This is a genomic window from Amycolatopsis sp. NPDC043889 (assembly GCF_056435645.1).
Genome location: NZ_JBWKEC010000004.1, coordinates 227,008 through 253,879, shown reverse-complemented (window position 1 = coordinate 253,879; position 26,872 = coordinate 227,008). Strand labels below are relative to the sequence as shown.

Genomic DNA, 26,872 nt, shown 5'->3' with positions numbered 1-26,872 from the left:
ACGGTCACGCGAGGTGAGGCCGGTTTCCGGTGCTTTCCGATTCCTGATCGGTCCGCGGATCTTCGGTGCGGGCCAACCGCTGGTCGAGTTCGTGCACGGCCTGGGCCAACCACTGCCGGGGCGGCAGCGCGCCCGCCGCCTTGCGCAGCCGGGTCAGCCGCTCCGACCGCTCGGCCCGCGGCATGTCCAGCCCCGCCGCGATGCCGTCGGCCAGTGCGCTGACGTCGAAGGGGTGCACCATGATCGCGGCATCGCCGAGTTCGTCGGCCGCGCCCACCTCGGTGGACAGCACGAGCGCGAGATCACGGCGGCTGACCACCGGGCCCTCCTTGGCCACGAGGTTCATGCCGTCCCGGACCGCGTTGACCACCAGGACGTCAGCCAGCGTAAGCGCGGCTAGGCCACGCTCGAAGTCGTTGCGGGTCTCCAGCACCACGGGTTGCCAATCCGGCGTTCCGAACCGCTCGTTGATCAGCTGGACGCGACGGCGGACCTCGCGGTCATAGGCCTGGTAGGCCGGAACGCCCTGGCGCGAGGAGTAGGCGAGGACGTAGTGCACCACTCGTTCGCGCCGGAACGGGTCCCTGCCGATGAGTTCAGCGAACCCGTCCAGCCCACGGAGCAGGTTCTTCGAGGGTTCCATCCGGTCGACGCGCACGACCAGCCGGCGGTCGCCGACCAGCCGCCGCAGCTCTCGGCGGTGCGCCTCCGCGGGTGCGCCCGCGGAGGCCTGGCGTAGCCGGTCGGGATCGACACCGACCGGAAGGCAACAGATCCCGACCCGCCTGCCGTCGCGGTCGGTGACCGTGGCGCGGCCGCGATCCACCGGGTAGCCGGCGGCCTCGCAGGTCGCGACGAACGCTTCCGCCCAGCGGGGCACGAGGAAGGCGAGCAGGTCGGCTCCGAGCATGCCGTCGAGCAGCTCGGTGGCCAGGTCCGGCGGCAGCGCGCGGAAGGTGGCCGGATCGGCCCACGGGATCATGGTGAAGTGGGCGATTCCGACATCCGGCCGCGCGGTGCGGAGCTGCCGCGGGGCCAGCGACAGGTGGTAGTCCTGGAGCAGGACCCGGCCGGACGGTGCGACTTCGCTCGCGCACGCGCTCGCGAACCGCGCGTTGATCCGACGGAAGGCCCGCCAGCTTTCGCGCAGCCCCGCGTCTATCACCGGCTCACGGGCCGGATCGAGCATCTGGTGGTGCAGGAACCACAACAACCCGTTGGAAATGTCGCGGTAGTAGCCGTCGTAGTCCTGTCGGTCCAGGTCAAGCGACCGCAGCCGGACCGCACCTTCCGGCAGCTCGACAACCGTCCCGCTTTCCCGCGTTCGGGCCGCGCGCCGGTCCTCCTCGGTGAGCGCCGCGGCGACCCAGGTTCCGTTCCGGCTGGCCAACGCCGGTCCGAGCACACCGATCAGCCCGCCGCCGCCGCGGTTCTCCACCACCCGGCCGTCTTCGTCCACGCGCAGCTCCACCGGGCCCCGATTCGAGGCGACGACCAGCGGCGCCCGCCCAGGTGTCATGGTCATGCGACTCCTTCCACTCCGACCAGCCTCAGCACAGCGGACAGGCCTCGGGACCGGTCGCCCGCACGGTCCCGAGGCAGCAGGTAGACCGGGACACCGGCCGCTGCGGCCCCACCGTCACGGACCGGATCATCGCCGACCATGAGCGCGTCGGCAGGCTGGACACCCAGCTTCTGGCAGGCGGTCTCGAAAAGCCGCGGATCCGGCTTCTCGAGGCCGAGGTCGCAGGAGAGCACGAAGGCGTCCACCAGCCCGGCGAGGCCTGCCTCGCTGAACGAACCGCTGATGTCCCAGCCGGTGTTGCTGACCACCGCGACCGGAACCCCCGCCCTCTTCAGCGCGCCGAGCGTGGCGGCCGTGTCGGGGTATGGCAGCCAGGCGCGCACGTCGGTGACACAGTCGTAGTACGCCGCGGCGATCGCCGGTCCGGCCCCTGGCACCGACTCCGCGAGGGCGGTCCACCGCGCGCGGTGGGTACCGGAGTCGCCGTCCGCGCCGCGCAAGGCCGACCGTCCGTCCGGAGAGTCCACAGTGGACTGCATAGCGGCGAGGAACGCGTTCGCGGCGGCCATGGTCAGCCGGACGTCCCGCCTGGCACAGCGGGCGGCCAGCCGGGCTCCGGTGAGCACTGACGTGTCGTCGAACAGGGTGCCGGAAAAGTCGAACAGCACGGCCCGGCTCATCGACGCCCACCCCTTGCGAACGCCGCGGTGGCCGCGACGTTGAGCGCCACGAAGGCGAGGCACAGCATGGGAAGATCGCCGATGGCGAGCAGCGGACCGGCGACGAGCAGTGTGCCGGTCGCGGCCGCCATGCCCATCACCACCTCGCCCAGCCCCTCCGCCCGGTGCCGCAGCCCATCCGGCGTGACGTCGATCAGCCATGCGGTGCCGCCGAGCAACTGCAGATTCCACCCCAGCCCGAGGAGCAGGAGCAGGACCACATCTCCCTCGCCGGTCCAGCAGACACCGACCACCATCGCGGCCACCATCAGCACCGCGCCGGACAACGACACCCTGCGGTAACCGAATTGCCTGATCAACCGCCCGGTCAGCGGCGAGGGGCCGAACATGGCGGCAACGTGCGTCCCGATGACCAGGCCGGCCCCGTACAGGTCCCAGTCGTGGTGCCGCAGGTGATTGGGCATCGCCCCCATCACCGACACCATCGTCAGGTTGGTGACCGCGAGCACCAGCAACGGGGCGAGCCGCGCGCGGCTCGCCGCGGTCACCGTGCGCGCCCGAGCGGCCGGTGACCGGTCCTCGGCACCGCGGTCGGCCAGCAGCCCGATCGCCCCGGTCACCGGGAACAGCACCAGCGCCAGCACGAACAGCCCGAGCGCAGCGGGCAAGCCCAGCTGGGCGGCCAGCACACCGGCCGGGCCGAGCAGCGCCGGACCGGCCACGGCGCCAACGGTCACCGCGGCCATGGCCACACCCATCGCCTCGGCCCGGCGTTCCGGGGTGGCCAGATCCGCCGCCGCGTACCGGCCGAGCATCACCCCGGTGTTGCCGACTCCAAGCAGCAAGCTGCCTGACAGCAGCGGAGCCAGGTGCCGCGCGCCGGCCAGCACGACGACGGCGGCCCCGGCGGCGGCAACCACATGACAGGCGGCCAGGCCCCTGGCCCGGCCGACCCACCGCATCGCGCCGGTGACCACCGGTGCGGACAACGCGGCACCGATCACCAACAGGCCCAAGGGAAGCGGTCCATAGGCGGCCGAGCCGGTGACGGTCTCGGCCAGCAAAGGTCCGGCGACGGCCCCGGCCGCCAGCCCGATCGACCCCACCGCCTGGCTGACGCACAACAGCACCAGCCGTCGGTGGTACAGCGGCGGCCTCGTCGCAGGAGAACGGCGCAGTTCTGTTCCAGGGATCCCGGTCACTACGACGCGGCTTCGTTCCGAATCCCCACCGGCGCGGACGACGGCCGGGTGACCTGGCCCGCGCGCATGCGGACCCGGTGGTGAATGAACATGTTGGTTTCGTTCATCCGGTGCACATGCGGTCTGGCCAGGTCGACCACCCGCCGCAGGACGTCCTGCGGCACGCTCGCCAGCGTGACCTCGAGCAGTGTCCGGGACAGCAGATCGAAGCCGGCCCGCACGACCTCGGCGTCGCGCTCCGTCTCACACAACGCGTCCAGTTCGTCCAGGCGACGGCGCGCATCCTCCGGCAGGGTGACCTTGTTGACCACGAGGTCGACGTCCGGCGAGGCGCTGGCCCGGGCTCCGGGCGCCTCGAAAGAGTTGATCAACGGGCTCAGGTCGCCGGCGAACGTCGGATCGTACAAGCCGGGGAAGGCCTGCTCCTCGTAGCCGGGGTCGTAGCCGGAGATGCGCAGCGGAGCCACGCCCTGCTCGACCATCGCCCCGAGCGCCACGTCCAGCAGCGCGACCGGCCAGCCCAGGTTCCGGATCGCGTGCAGCCCGAGGCCGTCCTCCGCGGAGGTGACCGCGGCGACCAACATGAGCTGGGCGGACTCCCGGGCCGACTGGGCGTAGAACATGCTGTCAACGGAGTGCAGCCGAACCACCTCGCCGCGACGGCACCAGCTCCGGAAGCGATCCAGCACGATGGCGTTGTCCACCACGTGGGTGAATCTGGCGGCGGACGCCCGGAGCACACCCCGAGTCGCGGCGTCCGCCACGATCAGCTCGGCGACCCGCTTGCTGGCCGCGTACACATCGGGCGTGTAGGGCCGCAGCGCCTTGCCGGTCGAGGCGAGGACGAGCCGGTCGATCCCGGCCTGCGCGCACGCCTCGACCAGGTTGCGCGTACCGAACACGTTCGTCGTCACCGTTCGGTGCACGGCACGCTCGGCAAGGCTCGGGTCGCGCTGCGCGGCCGCGTGGAACACCACGTCCGGCTTGATCTCGGTGACCGTGTTCACCAGCGCGTCCCGGTCCCGCACGTCCACCTGGTGGTACGCGGCGACCGGAGCCCTCGGCGCGACCAGGTCCAAGGCGACAAGGCGGCCGGGCCGGTCTCGCGCGAGCCGCCGGAGCAACGCCGTTCCGATGCATCCGGACGCTCCCGTGACCAGGACCGTGCGCCCGGCGAGGTACTCCCGCACGCCGTCGTCCGGCACCTCGATACTTCGCTCGGCCACCGACAGGTAGCGCCGGAACTCGGCCGCACTTTCACCGGACGCGGCGACGAGAGCCGCGGACAGCTCTCGCAGCCTGGGCAGCACCGCCTCGTCAAGGCCCGGCCCCGGCGGGGCTATCCGCGAGATTTCCGCCAGGATGGCCGCGGAATCGCCGGACATATTCTCGACCACGTCTCTCCCCCGATCTTTGGGGCCTTCAGGCGGAAAGCTACTTGCGAATGCGGAAACGTTCGTCCTCCCCGGGTCGCCGTCAGGCAATGCCCTGATTCTCGGCCGCCTCGCACGCGAGGCATCTCCTCGACTGCTCAAGAGAAAAGGGAGAGCACGACGGGAGAAGAATCGGGGCCGCGTCGCGGCCATTCCTGGAGGCCAACGATTGCGGGCAGCCGCCGGTGTCGACGCCGGTGGTCCAGCGTCTTTCGCATCTGCCGGTGATGACCGACCCGTCGCATTCCGGCGGCCTCGTGGACGTGCACCCACATCCGGAGGAGGCGCTCTGCGACGGGCCGCAGGGGCTGGTGACCGAGGATCTTCAGGAACTGTCGCACGCGCTGGGCACGCTGATGGGCAGGCGGTCGATGGTCGAGCCGTGGCGCCGTCTTCGGGCCGGCTGATTCATTCCCGGCGCGCCGCGGCGTAGGTGGCGGCCGCCAGGGCGACCGCGAAAAGCGTGTACGAGGCGAGCAAACCGGTGCCGGAGGAGCTCAAGGCGCCACCGATGGCCCGGCCCAGCAGCTGCCCGACGCATTCCGCGGTGATGACGGCGGTCGCCAGTTCCGCGGCGGTGAAACCGCTCGAACCCGCGGTGGTGGCTCGGATGTACAGGCCAGGATAGGCGAGTCCGACGCCGATTCCGGCGACGGTCCAGGCGGCGAGCGCCGTGACGAACGAACCGCCGAAGGTCAGGACGGCGGTGCCGAGGGCGGTCAGGCCCAAGCCCACGACGGGAAAGCGGGCCGAGGTGAACCGGGCGGCCACCAGGCTGGTCACCGCCCAGCCGAGCGGGGCGGCGCTCAGGACGATCGCCGCCTGCCCGAGGCTCACCCGGAACCCGCTCGTCAGGAGCACGGTGATCAGGCTGTCCGCGCCGAAATAACCGATGGCGAACAGCACCATCGCGCCGAGCGCGGCTGGGGTTCCCGGCCGGAGCCGCGCGGTGCCCGGCGGCAGGATCGCGATCATCCCGGCGACGGTGATCGCCGCCCCGGCGAGCGCGAGCGGCCAGGAGCCCGCGCTGAACACGACGAGTGCCGCACCCAGCGGTACGGTCAGCGTCTTCGCGAGCGGTCGCTGTCCGTCCTCTGTGGACGGTTTGCCGCGGGCGGCGCGCACGACCAGCAACCGTCCGAAAAGGACGAACGGCACCGGGAGCAACAGGGTCCACCGCCAGCCGACGAGATGTTCCAGGCCGAGGGTCGCGGCCGGGCCGACCAGCGCGGGCACGATCCACATCGCCGAGGACGCCGCGACCACACGGATCCGCAACCGGTCGTCGAGATGCCGGATCGCCGAGCTGATACCGAAAATCGCCAACAGCCCGCCGGCGAGCCCGGCGGAGAACTGGCCGAGGGCGAACATCCACGCCGTCCGTGCCGTCGCGGCCAGGAGCAGCCCGCCGAGGTAGGCGGCCATCCCGGCGGCGAGCGTGCCGCGCGGGCCCAGCCTGCCGAGAACCCGGCTCGCCAAGGGAAGCGCGACGAACAACCCCAGTGTCGAGCCGGCGATCAGGAGCCCGAGGTCGTTCCTCGCGCCGAGATCGGCGGCGACGATCGGCAGCAGGCTGGAAGCGACGAAACCGGTGACGGCCGCCGCGAACTCGAGCGCGACGATGCCCACCGCGAGGAACAGCGGACCCGCGCGCCGGGTCTCGGTCACGTGTAGAGGTCGCGGTCGTACAGGTTGAGCTGCACCCACACCCCGTCCGGGTCCTGGACGCGCAACGAGTGACCGAAGCCTTCGTCCATCGGCGGTCCCGGCTCGAATCCGGCCGCTCGCAGGCGTTCCGCGACGTCCTCCAACGGTTCTTCGACCTCGAAGGCCAGCTCACACCGGCCCACGTCGTCGCCGGAGGACCGGTGGATGGCCAGCATCCCGCCCGCGGCGGGCATCTCGACCCAGCCTCCGGGCCGTGACACCGGCCCGACGCGGAGGCCGATCGTCTCGTAGAACCGTGTCATCGCCTCGACGTCCGCGCTGTAGCGGATCGGCATGACTTTCATCGCTCACGTTCCTCACTGGTCCGCCGCAGGTACTCCTCCAGCACCCGTTCGACGAACGACGAGAGCGACTCGTCGGCGTCGACGGACGCGTGCTTCACCCGCTTGATGAGGTCGTTCGGCAGATAGACGTTGAATTGCCGCTTGGCGACCTGGGACATGCTCGCATGCTAGCAAGTGAGCATGCGGTCACGCGAGCGGTCGAAGAGCACCAGCGGGATCGTGGCCAGCGCCAGCGCCGCGCCGATCCACGGGATCGCGGTCAGTGAAGCTCCCAGGTTCACTGCCCCGGCGGCGAAGGCCGGGGTGAGGCTGATGCCCAGTTGGAAGGCCGAGACCGTGGTCGCGCCGGCGAGGGTCGGGGCGGAGGCGGCGATCGTGAAGACCCGGCCGTAGAGCGCCGGATTGAGCACGAAGGCCGCGACACCCAGCAGGAACACCGTCGGCACGACCACCCAGGCGGAAGTGGCGAACAGCGCGAGCAGCGCCGAAAAGACCGCGATGCCGGCGCCGCCGCCCAGCAGCGCCTGGTGTGGCCGGCGGTCCGAGATCCGGCCGCCGAGCGACAGGCCGGCGAAGGCGCCGATCCCGAACAGCGCGAGGACCGCGGGGATCCAGACCGCGGGCAGGACGTCCGCGAGCATCGCCGCCAAGTAGTTGAAGGACACCATGTACGCGGCCGTGCTCAGGATGGTGATCGCGTAGACGCCCCAGAGGCGCGGTGTCCGCATGGCGCGCAGTTCACCCGAAAGGCTCGGGGCGGCGGAGGTGGTGGCCGGCAGGCCGACGGCACAGGCGACCACGCCCAGGGCGGTGAGCGCGACGACGCCCCAAAAGCCGCCGGTCCAATCGGTGAAGTTGCTCAGCAGGGTGCCTGCCGGCCCCCCGGCCACCATGGCGACGCTGAGCCCGGCGACGACGACACCCGAAGCGCGGGCGTTGCGGTCGGGTGTCACCAGGCTGATCGCGGTCACGGCGGCGACGGCGAAGAAACCGGCGTAGGCGAGACCGGCGATGAACCTGGTGATCAGGAGGATCCAGTAGTCGCCGGCGAGCAGGCCGACCGCGATGGCGGCGGCGAAGACGGCCTGCGTCGTCATCAAGGCCGCGCGCCGTGGCCACTTCAGGCTCAGCACGGCGAACGGCGGGCCGCCGAGGACGACCCCGAGGGCGAACGCGGTGATGAGGGCACCCGCGGACGACAGGGAGACGCCGAGATCGGCGGCGGCCGCGGGCAGGACCCCGGCCATCAGGAACTCGGCGCTCCCCATCGCGAACAGGCTGAAAGCGAGGAGGTAGACCCCGGCGGGAAGGCGTTTCGTCTCGATCATGCCGCCAGCATCGGAAGCTTCTGGCTGTTTCGGCAAAGAACTTTGCCGGAACCGGGACGACCTGCTGTGCTGGCGACATGGAGAGCCAACCCACCGTCACCGCGGCGATCGAACAGATCGCGCCCCGCCTGCGCCGCGCCCGGGAGAAGAAGGGCACCACGCTGGTGGAACTCAGCCGCGCCACCGGCATCTCCACCAGCACCCTGTCTCGCCTCGAATCCGGGCAGCGCAAACCGAGCCTCGAACTGCTGCTGCCGGTCATCGCCGCGCTGGGCCTGCGCGTCGACGAGATCGTCTCCTCACCGAGAGTGCTCGAACCGCCCGCGGACGGCCGGGTCCTCATCCCGCTCACCCGGCACGAGGACGGGCCCCGCGCCTACAAGATGACGATCCCGGCGAGCGACGACGAACCCCGCCCGCGATCGCACGGCGGACGCGAGTGGCTCTACGTGCTGCGGGGCAGGCTCCGGCTCGTGCTCGGCGACCAGGACGTCGTGCTCGGCGCCGGCGAGGCCGCCGAGTTCGACTGCCGGACGCCGCACTGGTTCGGCGCCACTGGCCGCGGGCGAGTCGAGGTGCTGAGCCTCTTCGGCGAACAGGGCGAACGGGTCCACGTCCGCGCTCGCACCCGGTGAGTTCAGACGCGCTGCTGGATACGGATCAGGTTCCCCGACGGGTCGCGGACGGCGCCGTCACGCAGGCCGTACGGCTGGTCGGTGGGCTCCTGGATGACCTCGGCGCCCGACTCCCGCAGGTGTTTGAAGAGACCGTCGAGGTCGTCGGAGGAGAACAGGATGCTCGCGTAGGTGCCCTTGGCCATCATCTCGCCGATGACGCGGCGTTCGTCCTCGGTGATACCCGGGTCGACGGCGGGCGGGTGCAGCACGATCGACACCGGCTGCCCCGGCGGGCCGACGGTGATCCAGCGCATGCCGTCGTAGCCGACGTCGTTGCGCACCTCGAAGCCGAGGGTGTCGCGGTAGAAGGCCAGAGCGGCTTCGGGGTCGGTCTGCGGGAGGAAGCTCCCGTGAATGGCGATGTCCATGACGGTCACGCTAGGTGAGACCGGTTCGCGACGCTTCTCGATTCCTGATCGCTCTTCATCGCCGCCCGGATCGCGGCGACACTGCGATCGACGTCCGCTTCGGTCGTGCTCCAGTTGGACACGGAGACGCGCATCAGGCGCATGCCGTGCCAGGTGGTCGCGCCCATCCAGCACTCGCCGGAACGCTGAAGGGCCTCGACGACCCTGTCCGCATCGTCGCCGAAGCTGACCAGCACCTGATTCAGCACCACGTCGTTCACGACGGCGACGCCTTCGCACGCTTCGAGTTTCTCGGCGAACCGCCTGGCCAGCGCGCAGCACCGTTCGATCATCTCGGCGATCCCCGTGCGGCCGAGTTCGCTGAGCGCCGCCCATGTCGCGAACCCTCGTGCCCGGCGGGAGGACTCGGGCACGAAGTCGCTCGGCGCCCTCACCCCGCCCTCTCCCTGGCCGGTCAGGTACGCGGCGGTGAGCGCCATCGCGGCCCGGTGCGACTCGGGATGGGCACAGAAGGCATACCCGCAGTCGTAGGGGACGTTGAGCCACTTGTGCCCGTCGACCGCCCAGGAATCGGCCTTTTCCAGCCCCGCGGTCAGCCGTTTGAGCGCGGGGGCGGCGGCCGCCCAGAGCCCGAAAGCGCCGTCGACATGCACCCACGCTCCGTGACGGTGGGCGATCTCCGTCGCGGCGGCGAAGTCGTCGAACGCGCCGGTGTTCACGTTCCCGGCCTGGAGGCAAACGATTGCGGGTCCGTCGAGCTGCCGCTCGAGATCGGCGATGTCGATGGCGCCCTGGCCGTCCGCGCGGACCGGCCGGACGGCGTCGGTGCCCAGGCCGAGCAAGCGGAGGGACCGGTCGATCGTCGCGTGCCGCTCCTCACTGGCGACGACCGGCAACGGTGGCGCCCCGTGCAACCCGCGGCGCTCGACATCCCACCCGGCCCGCGCGAGGACGTGATGCCGGGCGGCGGCGAGGCCGACCGTGTTCGCGCCCTGCCCACCGGTCACGAAACCGAACGAGGCACCGGACGGCAGGGCGAGGACGTCCTTGAGCCATTCGCCCGCCACCTCCTCGACGATCGCGGCGGCGGGCGAGGTGATCTTGTTGAACGCGGGCTGATCCCAACCGGTCGCCAGCATGTCGGCCGCCGTCGCGGCGTCCAACGCCCCACCGGTGACGAAACCGAAGTACCTCGGGCCGGTGTTCGCCACCAGGGCCGGTTCGACGGCGTCCGCCAGCCGCCGGATCACGTCGGCGGGCGCGGCGGGTTTCTCGGGCAGGTCACCGAGCTTCTCCCGGACACCCGTCGTGTCATCGGGGAAGACCGGGGCGTCGGCGACGTTTTCGCGGTAACGGGTGACACGGGAGGCGACGTCGGCCAGCAGATCCCGCAACTCGGTCATCCGACGCCCCTCTTCCGTCATTAGTTCATGATTCCACGACCGCGGCCGTGCGGGTTCTTCCCGAACCAGGCGCCTGCCAGGAACAGAGCGCCGATGAGCAGCAGGATGAGCGTTCCGCCGTCGAAACCACCCAGCAGTCCGAGCAGGACCGCCCACGCGACAACGCCCGAGCCCAGCCAGCCGGGCACGCGATCGCCGCGCCGGGTCTGCCGGAGCACCAGCGCGCCGAGCAGAAGCAACGGCACCCCGAAACTGCCCGGGCCGAACCAGAACGCCTCGGCCATGGGAAGCCGGTCGGGTGAAGGCTCCAGCGTGACCGTGTTGAAGAATCCTTCGCCGAAGATCCGCGCCCAGACTTCCTGGCGCATCGTGGCGGCGACCACGGTGTGGAAGAGGCCACCGCACAGCGCGAGAATCCCGCCCCAGGTGGCAGGGTCGCGCCACCGGACGCGAGTGGTGGTCGTGTCGATTGTCGTCATGCGCACCAGGCTGCTCGCCCGCTCGACGGGAATCCTCGGCCTGAGGTCGTCGGCCTCTCCACCGAAATGATGAGATCGGGCGGACGTCGTACAAACAGCCCGTCGGAACACTGCGGCTGCCCCCTGGGCTCGTGAGTGGTGAGGACGGTTCTAACCGTCCTCACCACTCACGAGACCTGACCGACTCGGAACCGGTGTTCTTGTCGCCCGCCCGAGTACATGAAGGATCAATCACAGCCGGAATCCCTGCAGACGGCGAACAGGGCTGTCCCGGCTCAGCTCGGACGCACGAGCCCGTTCTCGTACGCGAAGATCACCGCCTGCACCCGGTCACGGACCCCGAGCTTGGCGAGGAGATGACCGACGTGCGTTTTCACCGTGGCTTCGGAGAGGAAGAGCCGCTGGGCGGTCTCGGCGTTGGAGTACCCCTGCGCGATCTCCAGCAACACGTCGCGTTCGCGCGCGGTGAGCCGCTTCAGCAATGGAGAAGCCTCGCGTGCGACCGCGAGCTGGTCCAGCATGCGGCGGGTCGTGGAGCGCGCGATCACGGCATCCCCGGCATGGACGGCGCGGATGGCATGCAGCACTTCGCCTGCCGACGCGTCCTTGAGCAGGAACCCGCTCGCGCCGGCGCGCAGGCCGGCGATGGCGTACTCGTCCAGGTCGAACGTCGTCAGCAGAATCACCTTGGGCGCGTTCTCGCGGGCGGCGACCAAGCGAGTGGCCTCGACCCCGCCCATACGCGGCATTTGGACGTCCATCAGGACGACGTCGACCCGCGTCTCGGCGAGCTTCGCGACAGCTTCCACCCCGTCGGCGGCCTGGACGACGATCCGGATGTCGTCGGTCGCGTCGACGACCATGGCCAAGCCGGTCCGGACCAGTTCCTGGTCGTCGACCAGCGCGACGTCGATCGTCATCTCGAAACTCCCTGTTCGCCGACGCGGAACTCCGCGCGCACCCTGAAACCGCCGTCGACCGGACCGGCCTCGAACGTACCGCCCGCGGCTCGCACGCGTTCCCGGACACCGCTCAGTCCGGCGCCCGTGCCGGGGAGCGACGGCCGCTCGCCGGCACCGGCTCCGTCGTCCTCGACGACGAACACCGACGTATGAGGGGTGTGCGTGATCGTGACGGTGACAGCCGTGCGCGGACCCGCGTGCTTGACGCTGTTGGTCAAGCCCTCCTGGACGAGCCGGTACGCCGCCATGGCCGCGCTCGCCGTCAGCGCGTCGGGCCGCCCCTGTTCGGCCAGCCGGACAACGACGCCCGTCGCGCGGACACGCTCCACCAAGGCAGGGATTCCGGCGAGCGAGGGCCGCGGCTCGGTCTCCCGCAACACCCGCAGCGTGTCCCGCATGTCGGCCAGTGCCTCGCGGGCGGTCCCGGCGATGACGGAAAGCGCCTGCGCCGCGCGGTCCGGTGACTTGGAGGCGATGGCGGAGCCGCCTTCGGCCTGACGCACGATGACCGCCAGTGAATGGGCGACGATGTCGTGCATGTCGCGGGCGATGCGCTGTCGTTCGCCGGCCGCGGCGCGCTCGGCGGCTTCCGCGGCCTCGTCGGCGAGGCGGCGCCGCCGGTCGAACCGGAAACATCCCACGGCCCAGGTGCCCGCCACCGCCGCGACCAGCGCGAGAACGGCCAGCAGCAGCGTGAGCCACCCCGCGGGGAGCGCGCCATAGGCCGTCGCCGTGCGAGCGGTGCACAACAACGCTCCGAGCACGCTGATCCCGAGGGCGAGCAGGCTCTCGCGCCGCGGCCGGCGCGCGGCGACGGCGTACAGGAGCACCAGGTAGGCCGCCGACGTCGGGAGGAAGAACAGCGGGATCTCCATGCTGTCGCTCGCGCTCGCCAGCCCCAGCGGCGCGGGCCGGACCTCCGTGTTCGGCAGCGCGACGGTCACCGCCATCGCGAGTCCGGCGGCGATGAACGCGGCCACGGTGGCGAACCGCCGCAACGCGACGCTGACGAGCACCGTGAATGCGCAAAGACCCGCCACCCACAGCACCCAGGCCGGGGAGTCCGCCACCAGGAGGATGCCGAGCGACGGCGGCCCCAGCAGTGCCGCGACGGCCACGGCGAAGAGGACGTCCAGAACGATCGGGTGTGTCCGCGTCCACCGGTCCACGCGGTCGGTCCACGTCACGGCCGGATCGTAGACCGCTCCCGGCGCGGCGCGGGTGACCGCCGTTGGCCAGCCCTACGCACTGTCTTCAGCCAGTCCGCCGAAGAACGGCCGAACCTCTTCGAGAACGCGTGCGTACACGAGCGGATCAACCCCGGACACCCCGCTGCCGCTCCCCGCGGCGACCACCACCGCCGCCACGTCGTGCAGTTTCACGTTCGTGTGCTGCGAGATGCTCACGAGCGCCTCGAAGGCTTCGTCAGGCCCCAGGTGCGCAACACCATGAACATGCCCTTCGCCTGCTCGATCACGGGCAGCGGATGCATGGCTTCTTTCAGCTGCCCCAGTTCCGCCGCTTCCCCCTGCCCATCCTGTGACGTCATGACGTCATCTCACCGCATCCGATCGCGCGCCACCACATCCCACGCCGGTCAAGATCGACTCGCCCCGGTCGACCGGGTCACCGCACACCGGCGCGGACCAGGTGCGGAACGAACAGCGTGACCAGGTCGTCATGTGACCTTGGGAAACCTTGTTTGACCTGCGTCGGAATGCCCCGGTACCGTGTGGCGTTAGCACTCTTGTCGGCTGAGTGCCAATGCACGAAGGAGCAGCAGTGCCCACCTACCAATACGCCTGCAAGGAATGCGACCACGCTTTCGAGGCCGTGCAGTCGTTCTCCGACGCGAGCTTGACCGTGTGCCCGCAGTGCTCGGGCCCGCTTCGCAAGGTCTTCAGCTCGGTCGGCGTGGTCTTCAAGGGCAGCGGTTTCTACCGCACCGACTCGCGTGACTCGAAGGCCAGCACCACCTCGGCCCCGGCCAAGACCGAGACCAAGTCGGAGTCGAAGACCGAGACCAAGAGCGCCGCATCCTCCTCCACGGGTACGACGAAAACGGCCGCCGCCGCTTCCTGACGTCCCGAGTTGTCCACAGGCCCCCGGTTATCCACAGCCGGGGGTTTTCGTACTTTCCAGGGCAGCGCGCCCGCCCCTAGCGTCGAGATCATCACCGATCGACGAGGGGGAATCCCGTGCTCCACCATCTGCCCGTCCTGCGAAGACTCCACGGCAGGCCCGCCCGGCTGCTCCGCCGCTGGCTCGCCCTGTCCCTGCTGCTCGGCGGCCTGATCGCGCTGTTCCTGCCCGCGTCCGCCCGCGGCACGCCCGGCACCGCGACCGTCGTCTCCGCCCGCGACCTCCCGGCAGGTTCGCTGCTGCGTGCCGAAGACGTCAAACTCGTCGACCTCCCGGACGAAGTCCGTCCACAGGGCGCCACCGGCCTGCCGTCCTCGGTGGAGGGACGGATGCTCGTCGGTGCGGCGCGGGCGGGTGAACCGCTGACGGACGTCCGCCTGCTGGACGCGGGTATCCCCGAATCGGGTGATCCCGAGAATTCAACTGTCCCGGTGCGGCTCGCCGACGCCGGGGTCACGGAGCTGCTCAGGCCTGGCCACCGGGTCGACGTCGTCGCGGCCGCCGAAGCCGGGCATGAGGCTTCTGTGCTGGCCAGCGCGGCCGTCGTGGCGGCGGTGGGCGATCAGGGCACCCGCGACCCGAAGACCTCCGGTGCCGGGAGCAAGGGACCTTTGGTGCTGCTTTCCCTGCCGTCCGCGATCGCGACACGAGTCGCGGCCAGCTCGCTGGAACGTTCCATAACGGTTACCCTCCGCTAGCTCGCGCCTGCCCTGTGGCGGCGGGCGCCTGCGTCCCCCCGGTATGGAGATGGGACGGTCGGCGAACCGTCCCAGGTGAAAGAGGAGAGCGTCTTGATCAAGGGCTTCAAGGACTTCCTGATGCGCGGGAACGTCGTCGACCTGGCGGTCGCGGTGGTCATCGGCGCCGCGTTCACGGCGATCGTCACGGCCTTCACGAACGGCCTGATCAAACCGCTGATCAACGCCATCGGCGGTTCGGACGCCGCCAAGGGGCTGGGGTTCAACATCCTGAGCGCGAACGACTCGACGTTCATGGACTTCGGCGGCGTGATCAACGCGGCGATCAACTTCGTGATCGTGGCGGCCGTCGTGTACTTCGTGATCGTGCTGCCGGTCAAGCACCTCCAGGAGCGGCGCAAGCGCGGTGAAGAGGCGGGCCCCTCGGAGCCGACCGATGTCGAGCTGCTCACCGAGATCCGCGACCTGCTGCGCGCGCAGCAGAACCGCGCGAGCTGAGCCGGATCACCGGTCGTGATGAGGCGGCCGGTTCTCCAGGAACCACGAGTCGGAGTCCGGGGAGCGCTGCCCCGGCTCTCGCTCGTCGGAGGTCGTGTCCGGCAGGACGGCGCCGAAGATCTCGTCGACCCGCCGTTTCTCCGCCGCCCAGCGGCGCTTGTCTTCGTCTTCACCTGGCATGACGTCCATTTTCGCACCGGTCGCGGGGGCCGCCCGCCGGTGGGACCATCAGCGCATGAGCATCGTCGACAAAGCGAAGGGGCTGGCCGCGCAGGCCATCCACAAGGCGGAAGAGGTCGCGGGCGAGGTCCGCGAGAAGGCCGGGCCGCTGGCCGAGAAGGCGGGCGACGTCGCGGCCAAGGGTGTCTCGGCCGCGTCGGCCGGGGCGAACAAGGTCACCGGTGGCCGGTTCGAGGACAAGATCGGCCAAGTCACCGAAAAAGTGGAAGGGGTGCTGCACCAGGACAAGAAGGGCGAGCCCGGGACCGAACCCGGACCCGCCCCGAAGAACTAGGCCTCTTCGAGCCCGGACAGCTCGTCGATCACGTACGGCACCAGCGACGAGAGCGTCGCCATGCCGTCGCGGACCGCCGCGCGTGAACCCGCGAGGTTGACCACCAGCGTGCTGCCGGAGACCCCGACGAGCCCGCGGGAGATGCCCGCGTCCACCGCGCCGGCGGCGAGGCCGGACGCGCGGAGCGCTTCGCCGATGCCCGGGATCGGGCGGTCGAGCACACCGGCCGTCGCGTCGGGAGTGCGGTCGCGCGGGGAGACCCCGGTGCCGCCGACGGTGATCACCAGGTCGGCACCGCCGATCACGGCGGTGTTGAGCGCGTTGCGGATCGCGGCCGTCTCGGCCTCGACCACCACGACGCCGTCGACGATGAACCCGGCCTCTTCGAGCAGCTCCGTGACCAGCGGTCCCGTGTTGTCCTCGTGTTCGCCGTGGGCGACCCGATCGTCCACGATGACCACCAGTGCGCGGCCCAGCCGTTGTGCGCTCCGTTCCATGGTCACACCGTATCCGGTTTCGGCTGATCTTCGCTTGAGCGGTGCCGCGTAGTTGTGACGATTCCCTGACGTGAGCCCGCGATCCGGCGCCGCCGCCGGGGATCGCCCTTAGCGTCGGAACGGTGCGAACACTGGTAACCGGCGGGGCCGGGTTCATCGGCTCCCACATCGCCGATCTGCTGTCCGATCGAGGTGACGAGGTCGTGATCCTCGACAACCTCCTGAGCACCGCGCACGGTTCGTGGCACCCGCCGGGGTACACCGGCCGCCACCGGTTCCTGCGTGGCGACGTCACCGACACGGACCTGGTGGCCGGGCTGCTGGACGGCGTCGACGCGGTCTGTCATCAGGCGGCCGTCGTCGGACACGGCGTCGATCCGTCCGACGCGCCGTCGTACGCGTTGAACAACGACTACGGGACCGCGGTCCTGCTCGCCGCGATGCACCAGGCCGGAGTCCGGAAGCTGGTGCTCGCCTCGTCGATGGTCGTCTACGGCGAAGGCCGCTACGAATGCCCCATCCATGGGATCGTGCCGCCGTCGCCGCGGAAACAGTCCGATGTGGACGCCGGCTGCTTCGAGCCCGCGTGCGCGGCTTGCGGCGCCGAACTCGACTGGCGGCTGGTTCCCGAGGACGCGCCCCTACGGCCGCGAAGCACCTACGCGGCCACCAAGCTCGCGCAGGAACATCTGGCGGCCGCGTGGGCCCGGCAGACCGGCGGAACGGTCTGGGCCCTGCGCTACCACAACGTCTACGGGCCGCGGATGCCGCAGAACACCCCGTACGCGGGCGTCGCGTCGCTGTTCCGGTCCTCACTCCTGCGCGGTGAGGCGCCGATCGTGCTGGAGGACGGGAAACAGCAGCGCGACTTCGTGCACGTCCACGACGTGGCGAGGGCGAACGTCCTGGCGCTGGGCACCGACGGGCCCGAAGGTGACCTGACCCCGTTGAACATCTGTTCCGGGCAACCCCACTCCGTCGGCGAACTCGCCGAGGAACTCGCGAAGGCCTGCGGCGGACCGGCGCCGAAGATCGCCGGGGGTGCCCGGCCCGCCGACGTCCGGCACGTCGTCGCCGACCCCGCCCGCGCCCGGCAGCTGCTCGGCTTCACCGCGCGAACCGGTTTCGCCGAAGGCATCGCCGGGTTCGCCACCGCTGAGCTGCGGGAACCGGTCGGTCTCTGAAACCGGGAACAGACCCGGCCCCCGCTGGGTTGTCGTTCCCGGCAACGGAATCGACTTTTTTGGGGGTTTTGGTGGGCATCACCGTCGGAGACATCGAGATCGAAGCGATCGGGGACGGTCTGATCAGGCTGCCGCTCGCGTTCTTCCCGGGTCTCGACCCCGAAGCCCACCCGGACGTCTTCGACGAGGACGGCACCGTGCACGTCCCGACCGGCGCGTACCTGATCCGCGGCAACGGCCGCACGATCCTCGTCGACACCGGCCTCGGCCCGCGCGAGTTCGCCTTCCCGCCGGGGATGACGCCCGCCAAGGGCGACCCCACCCCGCCGATGGGCACCGGCGGCGACCTCGCTGCCGCGCTGGACAAGGCGGGCTGCCCGGTCGACGAGATCGACACCGTCTTCCTCACCCACCTGCACAACGACCACATCGGCTGGATCGCCCCCGAAGGCGACCTGACCTTCCCCGGCGCTCAGGTCGTCTTCGGCCAACTCGACTGGGACGCCTTGATCGCGCCCGCCGGGACGGGCGAATGGAGCCGTGTCGGTATGGAGACCGCTCGCGGCGCGGGGCTGACCGAGGCGATCAGCGGCGACGTCGTCGAGATCGCCCCCGGGATCGTGGCGCGGCACGCCCCCGGTCACACGCCCGGCCACTACGTCCTCGACATCACCGCGGACGACGAGCGCCTGCTGCTGCTCGGCGACGTCCTGCACACGCCCGCGCAGCTGACGGACACGCGCGTGGGTTTCCTCGGCGACGTCGACCCGGAACTCGCGCTCCGCACCCGGCAGCGGTTCCTCGCGGAAGCGGAAGAGACCGGCGCGATCATCGCGCCGGCCCACTTCCCGGACATGGGGTTCCTGCGGCTCTGACCTACTTGCCGCAGAGCACCTTGTCGGTGAGCAGCCGGTCCGCCTTGTTGTAGGCCTGCCCCAGATCGGCGTCCGAGTCGCCGTAGGTCATGGAGAGCTCGAAGGTCCTGCTGCCGTCGGGGGTACTGGCCATCACCGTCCCGTAACCGTGGAAGCCGCCCATGCCCTTGAGGACGGTGCCGCAGCTCGCTTCCTGGACGTACACGCCCAGGCCGTAGCCGCCCTTCGGGTGCGGTTTGCGCATCTCGGCGAGCAGCGGGGCCGGCAGGAGCTTTCCGCCCAGCAGCGCGGAGAAGAACGTGTGGAGGTCCTTCGTGGTCGAGATCAGCTCACCGGCGCTGGACGCCCACGACGGGTTCTGGTTCGTGATGTCGACCGTCTTCCACTGCCCGGGCTTCTCCTCGTAGCGGTAGTAGCCGTGCGCGTGCGGCCCGGGGATGCCCGGCCAGGTACCGGGCACCACGGTGTCCCGCAGTCCGAGCGGCCGCAGGATCCGCCGCTGGATTTCGTCGCCGTAGGGGCGGCCGGAGACCTTCTCGATCACCAGGCCGGCCAGGACGTAGTTGATGTTCGTGTAGGTCCAGTCCGTGCCCGGCGCGAACAGCGGCGGCTTGGACAGCCCGAAGCGCACCAGTTCCTCCGGCCGGTAGGTGTGGAACCGGTTGTCCAGGAACTCCTTACCGGTCAAGGGGATTCCCGGCACGATCGTGCCGTCGGGCAGCATCGCGCCGGTGTAGTCGAACAGGCCGCTGGTGTGCTGCAACAGCATCCGCACCGTGATCCGCCGGTCGAGGCCGAACTCGGGCAGGTACCCGGCCACCGGCGCGTCCAGGCCCACCTTGCCCTCCCCCACCAGCTGCAGGACGACCGTGGACACGAAGGTCTTGGTGTTGCTGCCGATCCGGAACCGCCCGTTCGTCGGCGGCTTGGCGGCCGAGCCCAGCTCACGCACCCCGGCGCTGCCGGTCCAGTCGCCCCGCGCGTCGTGCACCCGCAGCTGTGTCCCGGCGAAACCGGAGGCGGCGATCTGCTCGGCCATCGCCCGCAGATCCGGCCGGTCCCGTCCTTTGTCCGCGGCGGCCACACCGGGTGTCACCCCGGCCAGCAGTGCGGCCGCCACCGCGGTGATCCCGGCCCGTCGGAAGAATCGCTTCGCTGAAGTCGTCATGGCGGCAACGATCGCCTCCCGCGCTGACACCGCGGTGACACGCCGCTGACACGGTCAGGGCATGGCGAGCGGAAGCCGGACCTCGAACCGGCAGCCGGGGCCGTCGTTCCGGACGCCGATGCGACCGCGATGGGCTTCGACGAGGCCTTTCGCGATCGCGAGCCCGAGCCCGCCGCCACTCGCCAGCCCACCGCGCTCGGGGGTGCGCGCCGTCGTCCCGCGGAACGCGACGTCGAAGACCCGGCCGATCTCGTCCTCGGGGATCCCGCCGCAGCCGTCGGAGACCGCGAGCAGCGCCTCGCCGCCGTCGATGCCGATCTGGACCGCGACCGTCCCGTCCGGCGGCGTGTGCCGTACGGCGTTGGACACGAGGTTGCGCACGATCCGCGCCAGTTCCGGGTCGCTGCCGGAGACGACCGGCCACACTTCGGCGTATTCGATCATCCGCACGCGTTTCTGCTCGGCGAGCGGCGCTTGCGCGGCGACGGCGTCGCTCACGACGTCACGCAACGGCACGGCGGCCATGGTCAGCCGCAGCGCGCCCGCGGTGATCCGCGACAGTTCGAACAGGTCGCCGACCATGCCGGACAGCCGCGTGGTCTCACCGCTGATCCGCCGCGCGTAGCCGGTGACCTCGATCGGGTCGGCGACGACGCCGTCCGCGACGGCCTCGGCCATCGCCTGGATCCCGGCCAGCGGGCTCCGCAGGTCGTGGCTGATCCACGCGACCAGTTCGCGCCGCGACGCCTCGGCCGCGCGCTCCCGTTCCCGCGCCTCCCGCTCCCATACGCTGCGGCGCGCGATCGCGCGGCCGAGCACGAGCGCCGCCGGCACGGTCACCAGCGCGACCAGCACACAGACCAGCGTCATCGTGGTCAGCGCGGGGGTGAACATGAACCCGCTGATCCCGAGCACGGCGATCAGCGTCGCGAGCACCGGGATCAGCACGAGGATCGTCATCGTGCTGGCCAGCGAGCCGCGCCGGAGCAGGTACAGCGCCAGCCCGCCGAGCAGCATCACCGGCAGCGCGAACATCAGCGCGAACGGCAGGATATGCCAGGCGTGCGCCAGCATCTCGCCGAACGACTCACCGGAGCCGATCATCGCCGCACCGGGTCGTACCGGTAGCCGACGCCCCACACGGTGGCGACACGGACGGGTTTCGCCGGGTTCTTCTCGATCTTCTCCCGCAACCGTCTCACGTGGACGGTCACGGTGGACTGATCGCCGAAGTCCCAGCCCCAGACCTTCTCCAGCAGATCGGCGCGGGAGAACGCCACGCCGGGATGGGTGAGGAAGAACGCGAGCAGATCGAATTCCCGGCTCGTCAGGGGAAGTTCCACGCCACCGAGGGCCGCCTGCCGCGCGGTCATCTGCAACGCGAGGTCGCCGTCGGTGATCACGCGCGCCGCCGGTTCGGGCCGCGGCATCCGTGCCCGTCGCAGGACCGACGCCACGCGCAACGCGAGTTCCTTGGGGCTGAACGGTTTCGTGACGTAGTCGTCGGCGCCGAGCTGGAGCCCGGCGATCCGGTTCTCCTCCTCGCCGAGCGCGGTCAGCATCACGACCGGCACCTGGCTCACCTGCCGCAGGCGGCGGCAGACCTCCAGCCCGTTGAGCCCGGGCATCATGACGTCGAGGACCACGAGATCCGGCCCGGTCGCGGAGAACAGCCGGAGCCCCTCGGTGCCGTCCCCGGCGACGTCGACTTCGAAGCCCGCGACCTCCAGGTATCGCCGGACGACGTCCCGCACGGTCTCGTCGTCGTCGACGACGAGCACCCGTCCTTGCTCTGTCATGCAGCCCACCTCATCGTCTGTCAGTGAACCCGCGGCCGCGATCGACGTCGGCAGGACGCTGCCCGGTCGAGCGACTCACGTCGGGTTGCAAGGGCGCCCTGCCACCGCGGTAGCGGGGCCTTCGGCCGGGCGGGTTCACGCGTATTGTCACCTTTCCGGATTCGTCGCAGCTCCGCCAACAGGTACTCACCAGCTCGTCAGCACCAGATGGTTCACCACCAGCGCCGTGGCCGCCGACGCGGCGAGCCACCACCGCCGTCCCTTCGGCGGCAGCAGCGCCACCGCGGGCAGCAGCCACACCGCGAACGGTAGCCAGATGCGTTCGACCTCCGCCTTCGACAGGCCGGACAGGTCGGCGAAAGCGATCGCCAGCGCCGCGGCCGCCACGATCAGCGTGACCGGCTCGCGGAACGACCGTTTCGGCTCGGCGAGGAACTCCGCGCCCGCCCGCCGCGTCCCGGCGATCACGGCCGGGCCGAGCGCGATCAGCACCGCCGCGATATCCGCCCACACCCAGTAGGAGTACGGACGCAGCGTCGCGATTCCCTGGTAGTAGCGCTCGACCACCAGGTGATAGCCGTCGATCCACCAGAACCCGGCCAGCGCGAACGCCACGACGACCGCGGCGACCCCCGCCGTGGCGAGAAGCAGGATCCGCCACTCGCGGGTCAGCACGACGACGGCGAGCACGATCAGGCCGAGCAGCACGAGACCGTAGGAGAGGAAGAGCCCGAACCCGAGCAGCAGACCGCCGGGGAGCGCGAGGATCCGCCGTCGCGTGGCGAGCGCCAGGAGCGCGATCCCGGTCGCCGTGACACCCGCGAAGAGACCGTCCGCGGACACGCCGATCCAGATCGCGCCCGGCGTCAGGACGGCGAACGGCAGGACGGTCCTCGCGGCGTCCTGCCTGCCCAGCGCGGAGAGCGTCACCGGCACCGCGACCACCGCGAGACAGCCGACCAGCACGACGACCGTCGAGGCCCACGCGCCGCCCTGCAGACCGAGCCGGTCGAGCCAGACGAAGACCAGCGTGGCGCCCGGCGGATGCCCGGAGACGTGCGTCGTCCACGAATCCGGCTGGAAATCCAGGATGCGCGAGGAGAACTCGTCCAGCATCTTCGGGATGTCGGTGATCCCCGGGACCTCGTGCAGGTACTCGTGTTCCGTGGTGAGCCTGCCGGTGAACCCGCGCGTCCACCCGTCGATCATCGCCAGCGAGAACGTCCACGCCAGCGCGGTCACGTAGCCGAGCGCGAGCAGCGGACGCCACCGCAGCCGGGCGGCGAGCAAGGGACCTTTGGTGACGACCAGGAGCGCGAGCACGACCGCGGCCACCGAACCCGGCCCCACATGCGGCAGCCACAGCCCGAACAACGGCGGCGCGAAGGCGTAGATCACCACGCCGGAACCGGGACGGTTGTAGTGGAGACCGACCGCGATGGCGGCGGCGACCACGAGCATCGCCAGCCCCACGGCGATCAGATCGGCCCGGCGGCCGGTGCGGGAAGGGGCGGTGACTGTGGACATCACCGGCACCATAACCGCGTTTTCGGCCTCCGACGGCCCGGTGCCGCGGTCCGTCAGAACTCGGTAAGAACTTCGCCGACGTCAGAATTCGGTAAGCAGCACAAGGGTTCTGATCCCTCCATCCCGGACTTAACGTGCGTTGCGTGAACGATGACCAGGTTGACGTCGTGCTCCCGTGTCTCGACGAGGCCGGTGCCCTTCCCGGCGTGCTGGCGGCCCTGCCCGAGCGGTATCGGGCGATCGTGGTCGACAACGGTTCCACGGACGGTTCCGCCGGAATCGCGGCCGGGCTCGGGGCGAAGGTCGTCCACGAACCCCGGCGCGGTTACGGCGCCGCTGTGCACACCGGGCTGGAGGCGGCCACGGCGGACGTCGTCTGTTTCGCCGACGCCGACGGTTCCCTCGACCTCGCGGAACTGCCGATGCTGGTCGGTGGCCTCGCCGACGCCGAGCTGACGGTCGGGCGGCGGATGCCCAGCGGTCCCGGTGTCTGGCCGTGGCACGCGAGAGCGGGCAACGCCGTGATCTCGTCGCTCTTGCGATACAAGGGATTGCCGGTCCGCGACATCGCGCCGCTACGAGCCGTCCGGCGGCAGGCGCTCCTCGATCTCGGCGTCACCGATCGCGCCTTCGGTTACCCGCTCGAACTGCTGATCAAGGCGAGGCGCGCGGGATGGCGGGTCGCCGAGTTCGACGTGTCCTACGGCGAACGTGCCAAGGGCACGAAGTCGAAGGTCTCCGGCTCGCTGCGGGGAACGTTCCGCGCCGCGCGGGATTTCGGGCGGGTGCTGAGCCGATGACCTTCTGCCTGTTGATCGTCGCCAAGGCGCCCGTGCCCGGTTTCGCGAAGACGCGGCTGTGCCCGCCCGCGACGCCGGAGCAGGCCGCCGAGATCGCGGCCGCCTCACTGCTCGACACCCTCGACGCCGCCCTCCGAACGCCGGACGCACGCGTGGTCGTCGCCATGACCGGCGAACTCGGCAAGGCCGCCCGCGGCACGGAGATCGCCGCGATACTCCGGAAAACGGAGGTGATCGCCCAACGCGGGGAAGGTTTCGACCTGCGGCTCGTCAACGCCCACGCCGACGCGCCCCGTCCCGGGGAACCGGTGCTGCAGATCGGGATGGACACCCCGCAGGTCACCCCGGCGCTCCTGGCCGAAGCCGCGGACCGGCCCGGGGATTCCGTCCTCGGGCCCGCCGAGGACGGCGGCTGGTGGGCGCTCGGGCTCAAGGATCCTTCGCACGCCAAGGCTCTCGCCGGGGTGCCGATGTCGCGTGACGACACCGGACGTCAGACCCTGCGCGCACTGGCCGGCATCGGCCTCCGCCCCGGCGCCCTGCCCACACTGTCCGATGTGGACACTTTCGCGGACGCGCGCCGGGTCGCGGCGGCGGCTCCGCACGGCCGGTTCGCCCGAGCGGTGGCCGAAGTCCGGTGACCGCCTTCGACCGCGGCCTGCTCGGCCACCGCTGCTGGCTGGAACTGGCGACCGGCGAACGCGTCGATCTGCCGGTCGACCGCTGGACGGCCATCCCCTGCGAAGGCGACGACGTTCTCCTCGACGCCTGTGACGGCCCGACCCTCGACGTCGGCTGCGGGCCCGGCAGGCTCACCGCCGCGCTGACCGAACGCGGCGTCGCCTCGCTCGGCGTCGACATCTCGGCCACCGCCGTGCGGCTCACCCACGCCCGTGGCGCCGCCGCGCTCCACCGGGACGTGTTCGACCGGCTCCCCGGCGAAGGGCGCTGGCGGCATGTCCTGCTCGCCGACGGAAACATCGGCATCGGCGGCGACCCGCACCGCCTGCTCGCGCGGATGGCGGAACTGATCACCGACGGCGGGACGGTACTCGTCGAACTCGACCCACCCGGCCGCGGCCTTCGCCAGGACCGAGTCCGCCTCCGTCCCGACAACGGCGCCTGGTTCACCTGGGCGTGGGTCGGCGTCGAGGCGATCGCGGACCTCGCCGCCCGCACGGCGTTCCGCGTCGCGTGGTCCACCAGCCACGGCCATCGCTGGTTCGCCTGCCTGGAGAAAGCATGAACACACCTTCGGAACGGGTGACGTCGCGGATCGGGCTCGCGCTCGCCGTCACGTTCACGCTGTGCTTCGTCACCGGCCTGCTCAGCCATCTCGTCCAGCATCCGCCGTCGTGGTTCGGCTGGCCGAGCCGCCCGGTCTGGCTGTACCGGGTCACGCAGGGCACGCATGTGCTCTCCGGTATCGCGTCGATTCCCTTGCTGCTGGCCAAACTCTGGAGCGTCTACCCGAAACTGTTCGGGCGGCCGGTGATCCGCTCGCTGCCGCACGCGCTCGAACGCCTGTCGATCCTGGTGCTTTCCGCGGCCGCCTTCTTCGAGCTCGCCACCGGCCTGTTCAACGTCGCGCAGAACTATCCGTGGAACTTCTACTTCCCGCAGCTGCACTACGCGGTGGCGTGGGTGGCGATCGGCTCGATCCTGGTGCACATCGCGGTGAAGCTCCCCATCGTCCGCCGCTCACTCACTCGGAAGCCGGAACCCTCACGGCGCGCCTTCCTCCGCACGACCTGGCTGGCCGCGGGAGTCGGCGTCGTCGCGACGGCCGGGGCCACGGTTCCGTTGCTGCGCGGCGTTTCCGGTCTGTCGTGGCGGAGCAACAAGGGGCCACAAGGGCTGCCGGTGAACCGGACCGCCGCGGCGGCAGGCGTCCTGGACACGGCGAACGACCCAGGCTGGCGGCTTTCTGTGGTGACCCCGAACGGCACGAAGACCTATTCGCTGGAACAGCTCCGAGCCCTCCCGAGGACTTCGGCCGAGCTGCCGATCGCGTGCGTCGAGGGATGGAGTGAGTCCGCGCACTGGAGCGGGGTCTCGCTGCCGGAACTGCTGCGGCACGCCGGAAGCACACCGGGCACGCCGGTCCGCGTGTTCTCCCTGGAGAAGGCGGGGCCGTACGGGATCAGCGATCTCCCCGGCGAGCACACCGCGGACGAACTCACCCTGCTGGCACTGGAACTCAACGGTGAAGTGCTCGACGCCGACCACGGCTTCCCGTGCCGGATCATCGCCCCGAACCGGCCGGGCGTCCTGCAGACGAAATGGGTCACCCGCTTGGAGACGCTGTGAAGACGTTGCGGCTACTGCTGTTCTTGCCCGGCCTCGCCGCGCTCGCGTGGGGCGCCGTGCTGTTCGCCGAGTACGCGTTCCCGCTGCGCCCGGACGTCTTCGGGACACTCGGGTGGCTCGTCGGCGGTCCCCTGGCGCACGATCTGCTGATCGCGCCGCTGGTCGGGGCCGTGGGATTCGCGCTGAGCAGGTTCCTCCCGGAACGCTGGAAGACCCCGGTCAAGACGGGCGCGGTGCTCACCGGTGTGCTGACGTTGCTCGCGTTCCCATTGCTGTGGCGTCCTTTCGGTGGCGCTCGGAACCCGGGCCTGCATGACGCCGACACCGTCACCGGTCTGCTCGTCACCCTGGCGGTCGTCTGGCTCGGCGTACTCGTGGCCGCGCTGGTCCGGCGGAAGGCGTGATATCGGGTCGAAAGTCAAAGGTGGCGTGATCGAGTCAGTGGCGAAGTAGGCCGCCCGGAGCCTGGCGTGCTCTTGATCGTCCACAAGGGACTCCAGTCGGGTAACAGTGTCCATTTTGATCACTTTGCGCGGGGGTCGTGAGTGGCAATGAGCGTTCTAACCGTCATTGCCACTCACGACCCCCCATCAAGAACCGCACATCTAGCCATAAACCAGACATTTCATCACGCGAAAGTGTCCTTTGTGGACACTCGGGCCACGATCGGCTCCCATGGCCAGTCCGGAACCATGTCACGAAGGCCTCCTGCGCTCGTCGGAGGCTCAGCTGGCCACGCACCTGCCTCAGTCGAAGGCTTCTTTCGCTGCATCGGACGCGGCGAAGGGCGC

Annotated in this window: 34 protein-coding genes; 13 read left to right on the top strand and 21 right to left on the bottom strand. The window is 70.5% G+C overall.

Features of this window, described 5'->3' with window-relative positions; translation table 11 throughout:
• Window positions 1-4: 4 nt before the first annotated feature.
• The 4 genes from AC0685_RS11495 to AC0685_RS11480 are packed head-to-tail and all read right to left on the bottom strand — an operon-like array spanning window position 5 to window position 4,804.
• The gene (locus AC0685_RS11495) at window positions 5-1,525 is read right to left on the bottom strand and encodes an alpha,alpha-trehalose-phosphate synthase (UDP-forming) (protein WP_478225436.1); all 1,521 of its coding nucleotides are present in this window, start codon (window positions 1,523-1,525) and stop codon (window positions 5-7) included.
• Complete coding sequence (locus AC0685_RS11490; RefSeq protein WP_478225435.1) at window positions 1,522-2,205, bottom strand: HAD family hydrolase; 684 nt, start codon at window positions 2,203-2,205, stop codon at window positions 1,522-1,524. Before AC0685_RS11490 ends, AC0685_RS11495 begins: the two co-directional genes overlap by 4 nt.
• Entirely contained in the window at window positions 2,202-3,407 is a 1,206-nt protein-coding gene (locus AC0685_RS11485) for an MFS transporter (protein WP_478225434.1), read from the bottom strand. The genes AC0685_RS11490 and AC0685_RS11485 overlap by 4 nt, the downstream gene beginning before the upstream one ends.
• Window positions 3,407-4,804, bottom strand: a complete 1,398-nt coding sequence (locus tag AC0685_RS11480; RefSeq protein ID WP_478225433.1) for a polysaccharide biosynthesis protein — start codon at window positions 4,802-4,804, stop codon at window positions 3,407-3,409. The genes AC0685_RS11485 and AC0685_RS11480 overlap by 1 nt, the downstream gene beginning before the upstream one ends.
• A gap of 221 nt (window positions 4,805-5,025) precedes the next feature.
• On the opposite strand from AC0685_RS11480, the gene AC0685_RS11475 reads away from it, so the two are divergent.
• Entirely contained in the window at window positions 5,026-5,247 is a 222-nt protein-coding gene (locus AC0685_RS11475; RefSeq protein WP_478225432.1) for a hypothetical protein, read from the top strand.
• Window position 5,248: 1 nt separating this feature from the next.
• Here AC0685_RS11475 and AC0685_RS11470 read toward each other — a convergent pair whose 3' ends face one another.
• Genes AC0685_RS11470 through AC0685_RS11455 form a run of 4 tightly spaced genes read right to left on the bottom strand, consistent with a single transcriptional unit; the run spans window position 5,249 to window position 8,180 of the window.
• The gene (locus tag AC0685_RS11470; protein WP_478225431.1) at window positions 5,249-6,508 is read right to left on the bottom strand and encodes an MFS transporter; all 1,260 of its coding nucleotides are present in this window, start codon (window positions 6,506-6,508) and stop codon (window positions 5,249-5,251) included.
• Window positions 6,505-6,852 (bottom strand): VOC family protein, encoded by a 348-nt coding sequence (locus AC0685_RS11465; RefSeq protein WP_478225430.1) that lies wholly within the window; start codon window positions 6,850-6,852, stop codon window positions 6,505-6,507. The genes AC0685_RS11470 and AC0685_RS11465 overlap by 4 nt, the downstream gene beginning before the upstream one ends.
• Window positions 6,849-7,010: a CopG family transcriptional regulator gene (locus tag AC0685_RS11460; RefSeq protein ID WP_340686929.1), complete on the bottom strand. Its 162-nt coding sequence runs from the start codon at window positions 7,008-7,010 to the stop codon at window positions 6,849-6,851. The genes AC0685_RS11465 and AC0685_RS11460 overlap by 4 nt, the downstream gene beginning before the upstream one ends.
• Before the next feature lie 9 nt (window positions 7,011-7,019).
• A complete protein-coding gene (locus tag AC0685_RS11455; RefSeq protein ID WP_478225429.1) occupies window positions 7,020-8,180 on the bottom strand; it encodes an MFS transporter in 1,161 nt (386 codons plus the stop codon).
• A gap of 77 nt (window positions 8,181-8,257) precedes the next feature.
• On the opposite strand from AC0685_RS11455, the gene AC0685_RS11450 reads away from it, so the two are divergent.
• Complete coding sequence (locus AC0685_RS11450) at window positions 8,258-8,815, top strand: helix-turn-helix domain-containing protein (protein ID WP_478225428.1); 558 nt, start codon at window positions 8,258-8,260, stop codon at window positions 8,813-8,815.
• A gap of 2 nt (window positions 8,816-8,817) precedes the next feature.
• Here AC0685_RS11450 and AC0685_RS11445 read toward each other — a convergent pair whose 3' ends face one another.
• The 7 genes from AC0685_RS11445 to AC0685_RS11415 all read right to left on the bottom strand — a co-directional run bounded on the left by AC0685_RS11445 (window position 8,818) and on the right by AC0685_RS11415 (window position 13,618).
• A complete protein-coding gene (locus AC0685_RS11445; RefSeq protein WP_478225427.1) occupies window positions 8,818-9,225 on the bottom strand; it encodes a VOC family protein in 408 nt (135 codons plus the stop codon).
• 5 nt (window positions 9,226-9,230) lie between these two features.
• Window positions 9,231-10,628, bottom strand: a complete 1,398-nt coding sequence (locus AC0685_RS11440; protein WP_478225426.1) for a pyridoxal phosphate-dependent decarboxylase family protein — start codon at window positions 10,626-10,628, stop codon at window positions 9,231-9,233.
• A gap of 20 nt (window positions 10,629-10,648) precedes the next feature.
• Window positions 10,649-11,107 carry a DUF6463 family protein gene (locus AC0685_RS11435; RefSeq protein WP_478225425.1) on the bottom strand — a complete coding sequence of 153 codons (459 nt, stop codon included), beginning with the start codon at window positions 11,105-11,107 and terminating at the stop codon, window positions 10,649-10,651.
• Window positions 11,108-11,382: 275 nt separating this feature from the next.
• Window positions 11,383-12,027, bottom strand: a complete 645-nt coding sequence (locus AC0685_RS11430; protein ID WP_478225424.1) for a response regulator — start codon at window positions 12,025-12,027, stop codon at window positions 11,383-11,385.
• A complete protein-coding gene (locus AC0685_RS11425) occupies window positions 12,024-13,256 on the bottom strand; it encodes a sensor histidine kinase (protein ID WP_478225423.1) in 1,233 nt (410 codons plus the stop codon). The genes AC0685_RS11430 and AC0685_RS11425 overlap by 4 nt, the downstream gene beginning before the upstream one ends.
• Window positions 13,257-13,310: 54 nt before the next feature.
• Window positions 13,311-13,475 (bottom strand): hypothetical protein, encoded by a 165-nt coding sequence (locus tag AC0685_RS11420; RefSeq protein WP_478225422.1) that lies wholly within the window; start codon window positions 13,473-13,475, stop codon window positions 13,311-13,313.
• The gene (locus tag AC0685_RS11415) at window positions 13,472-13,618 is read right to left on the bottom strand and encodes a hypothetical protein (RefSeq protein ID WP_478225421.1); all 147 of its coding nucleotides are present in this window, start codon (window positions 13,616-13,618) and stop codon (window positions 13,472-13,474) included. The genes AC0685_RS11420 and AC0685_RS11415 overlap by 4 nt, the downstream gene beginning before the upstream one ends.
• A gap of 233 nt (window positions 13,619-13,851) precedes the next feature.
• On the opposite strand from AC0685_RS11415, the gene AC0685_RS11410 reads away from it, so the two are divergent.
• From AC0685_RS11410 to mscL, 3 genes are all read left to right on the top strand, one after another.
• On the top strand, window positions 13,852-14,151 hold the full coding sequence (locus tag AC0685_RS11410) for an FmdB family zinc ribbon protein (protein WP_478225420.1): 300 nt from the start codon (window positions 13,852-13,854) through the stop codon (window positions 14,149-14,151).
• A 116-nt stretch (window positions 14,152-14,267) separates the two neighbouring features.
• Complete coding sequence (locus AC0685_RS11405; protein ID WP_478225419.1) at window positions 14,268-14,909, top strand: SAF domain-containing protein; 642 nt, start codon at window positions 14,268-14,270, stop codon at window positions 14,907-14,909.
• A 93-nt stretch (window positions 14,910-15,002) separates the two neighbouring features.
• Complete coding sequence (gene mscL / locus AC0685_RS11400) at window positions 15,003-15,407, top strand: large-conductance mechanosensitive channel protein MscL (RefSeq protein ID WP_478225418.1); 405 nt, start codon at window positions 15,003-15,005, stop codon at window positions 15,405-15,407.
• Window positions 15,408-15,413: 6 nt separating this feature from the next.
• Here the strand turns inward: mscL and AC0685_RS11395 are convergent, their stop codons facing one another.
• Window positions 15,414-15,587, bottom strand: a complete 174-nt coding sequence (locus tag AC0685_RS11395; RefSeq protein ID WP_478225417.1) for a hypothetical protein — start codon at window positions 15,585-15,587, stop codon at window positions 15,414-15,416.
• 55 nt (window positions 15,588-15,642) lie between these two features.
• Between AC0685_RS11395 and AC0685_RS11390 the strand changes: the two genes are divergently transcribed.
• Window positions 15,643-15,921, top strand: coding sequence for an Rv0909 family putative TA system antitoxin (locus tag AC0685_RS11390; RefSeq protein WP_039921525.1), 279 nt, complete (start codon window positions 15,643-15,645; stop codon window positions 15,919-15,921).
• Here the strand turns inward: AC0685_RS11390 and AC0685_RS11385 are convergent.
• A complete protein-coding gene (locus tag AC0685_RS11385) occupies window positions 15,918-16,418 on the bottom strand; it encodes a MogA/MoaB family molybdenum cofactor biosynthesis protein (protein WP_005155592.1) in 501 nt (166 codons plus the stop codon). The two genes, AC0685_RS11390 and AC0685_RS11385, sit on opposite strands and share 4 nt — an antisense overlap.
• A gap of 122 nt (window positions 16,419-16,540) precedes the next feature.
• Here AC0685_RS11385 and AC0685_RS11380 point away from each other — a divergent pair, with 122 nt between their 5' ends.
• Window positions 16,541-17,602, top strand: a complete 1,062-nt coding sequence (locus tag AC0685_RS11380; protein ID WP_478225416.1) for an NAD-dependent epimerase/dehydratase family protein — start codon at window positions 16,541-16,543, stop codon at window positions 17,600-17,602.
• A 71-nt stretch (window positions 17,603-17,673) separates the two neighbouring features.
• The gene (locus AC0685_RS11375; protein WP_340686918.1) at window positions 17,674-18,477 is read left to right on the top strand and encodes an MBL fold metallo-hydrolase; all 804 of its coding nucleotides are present in this window, start codon (window positions 17,674-17,676) and stop codon (window positions 18,475-18,477) included.
• A 1-nt stretch (window position 18,478) separates the two neighbouring features.
• Here the strand turns inward: AC0685_RS11375 and AC0685_RS11370 are convergent, their stop codons facing one another.
• The 4 genes from AC0685_RS11370 to AC0685_RS11355 form a co-directional block, all read right to left on the bottom strand.
• Window positions 18,479-19,645 carry a serine hydrolase domain-containing protein gene (locus AC0685_RS11370; RefSeq protein WP_478225415.1) on the bottom strand — a complete coding sequence of 389 codons (1,167 nt, stop codon included), beginning with the start codon at window positions 19,643-19,645 and terminating at the stop codon, window positions 18,479-18,481.
• 54 nt (window positions 19,646-19,699) lie between these two features.
• Entirely contained in the window at window positions 19,700-20,749 is a 1,050-nt protein-coding gene (locus AC0685_RS11365; RefSeq protein ID WP_340686916.1) for a sensor histidine kinase, read from the bottom strand.
• The gene (locus AC0685_RS11360; RefSeq protein WP_478225414.1) at window positions 20,746-21,444 is read right to left on the bottom strand and encodes a response regulator transcription factor; all 699 of its coding nucleotides are present in this window, start codon (window positions 21,442-21,444) and stop codon (window positions 20,746-20,748) included. Before AC0685_RS11360 ends, AC0685_RS11365 begins: the two co-directional genes overlap by 4 nt.
• 186 nt (window positions 21,445-21,630) lie before the next feature.
• Complete coding sequence (locus AC0685_RS11355; protein ID WP_478225413.1) at window positions 21,631-22,983, bottom strand: hypothetical protein; 1,353 nt, start codon at window positions 22,981-22,983, stop codon at window positions 21,631-21,633.
• A 131-nt stretch (window positions 22,984-23,114) separates the two neighbouring features.
• On the opposite strand from AC0685_RS11355, the gene AC0685_RS11350 reads away from it, so the two are divergent.
• From AC0685_RS11350 to AC0685_RS11330, 5 genes are read left to right on the top strand one after another with little or no spacing between them, the layout of a single operon-like run.
• The gene (locus tag AC0685_RS11350; protein WP_478225412.1) at window positions 23,115-23,771 is read left to right on the top strand and encodes a glycosyltransferase family 2 protein; all 657 of its coding nucleotides are present in this window, start codon (window positions 23,115-23,117) and stop codon (window positions 23,769-23,771) included.
• Window positions 23,768-24,412, top strand: coding sequence for a TIGR04282 family arsenosugar biosynthesis glycosyltransferase (locus AC0685_RS11345; protein WP_478225411.1), 645 nt, complete (start codon window positions 23,768-23,770; stop codon window positions 24,410-24,412). Before AC0685_RS11350 ends, AC0685_RS11345 begins: the two co-directional genes overlap by 4 nt.
• Window positions 24,409-25,017 (top strand): methyltransferase domain-containing protein, encoded by a 609-nt coding sequence (locus tag AC0685_RS11340; RefSeq protein ID WP_478225410.1) that lies wholly within the window; start codon window positions 24,409-24,411, stop codon window positions 25,015-25,017. Before AC0685_RS11345 ends, AC0685_RS11340 begins: the two co-directional genes overlap by 4 nt.
• Complete coding sequence (locus tag AC0685_RS11335) at window positions 25,014-26,081, top strand: molybdopterin-dependent oxidoreductase (protein ID WP_478225409.1); 1,068 nt, start codon at window positions 25,014-25,016, stop codon at window positions 26,079-26,081. The genes AC0685_RS11340 and AC0685_RS11335 overlap by 4 nt, the downstream gene beginning before the upstream one ends.
• On the top strand, window positions 26,078-26,485 hold the full coding sequence (locus tag AC0685_RS11330; protein ID WP_478225408.1) for a hypothetical protein: 408 nt from the start codon (window positions 26,078-26,080) through the stop codon (window positions 26,483-26,485). Before AC0685_RS11335 ends, AC0685_RS11330 begins: the two co-directional genes overlap by 4 nt.
• Window positions 26,486-26,872: the final 387 nt, after the last annotated feature.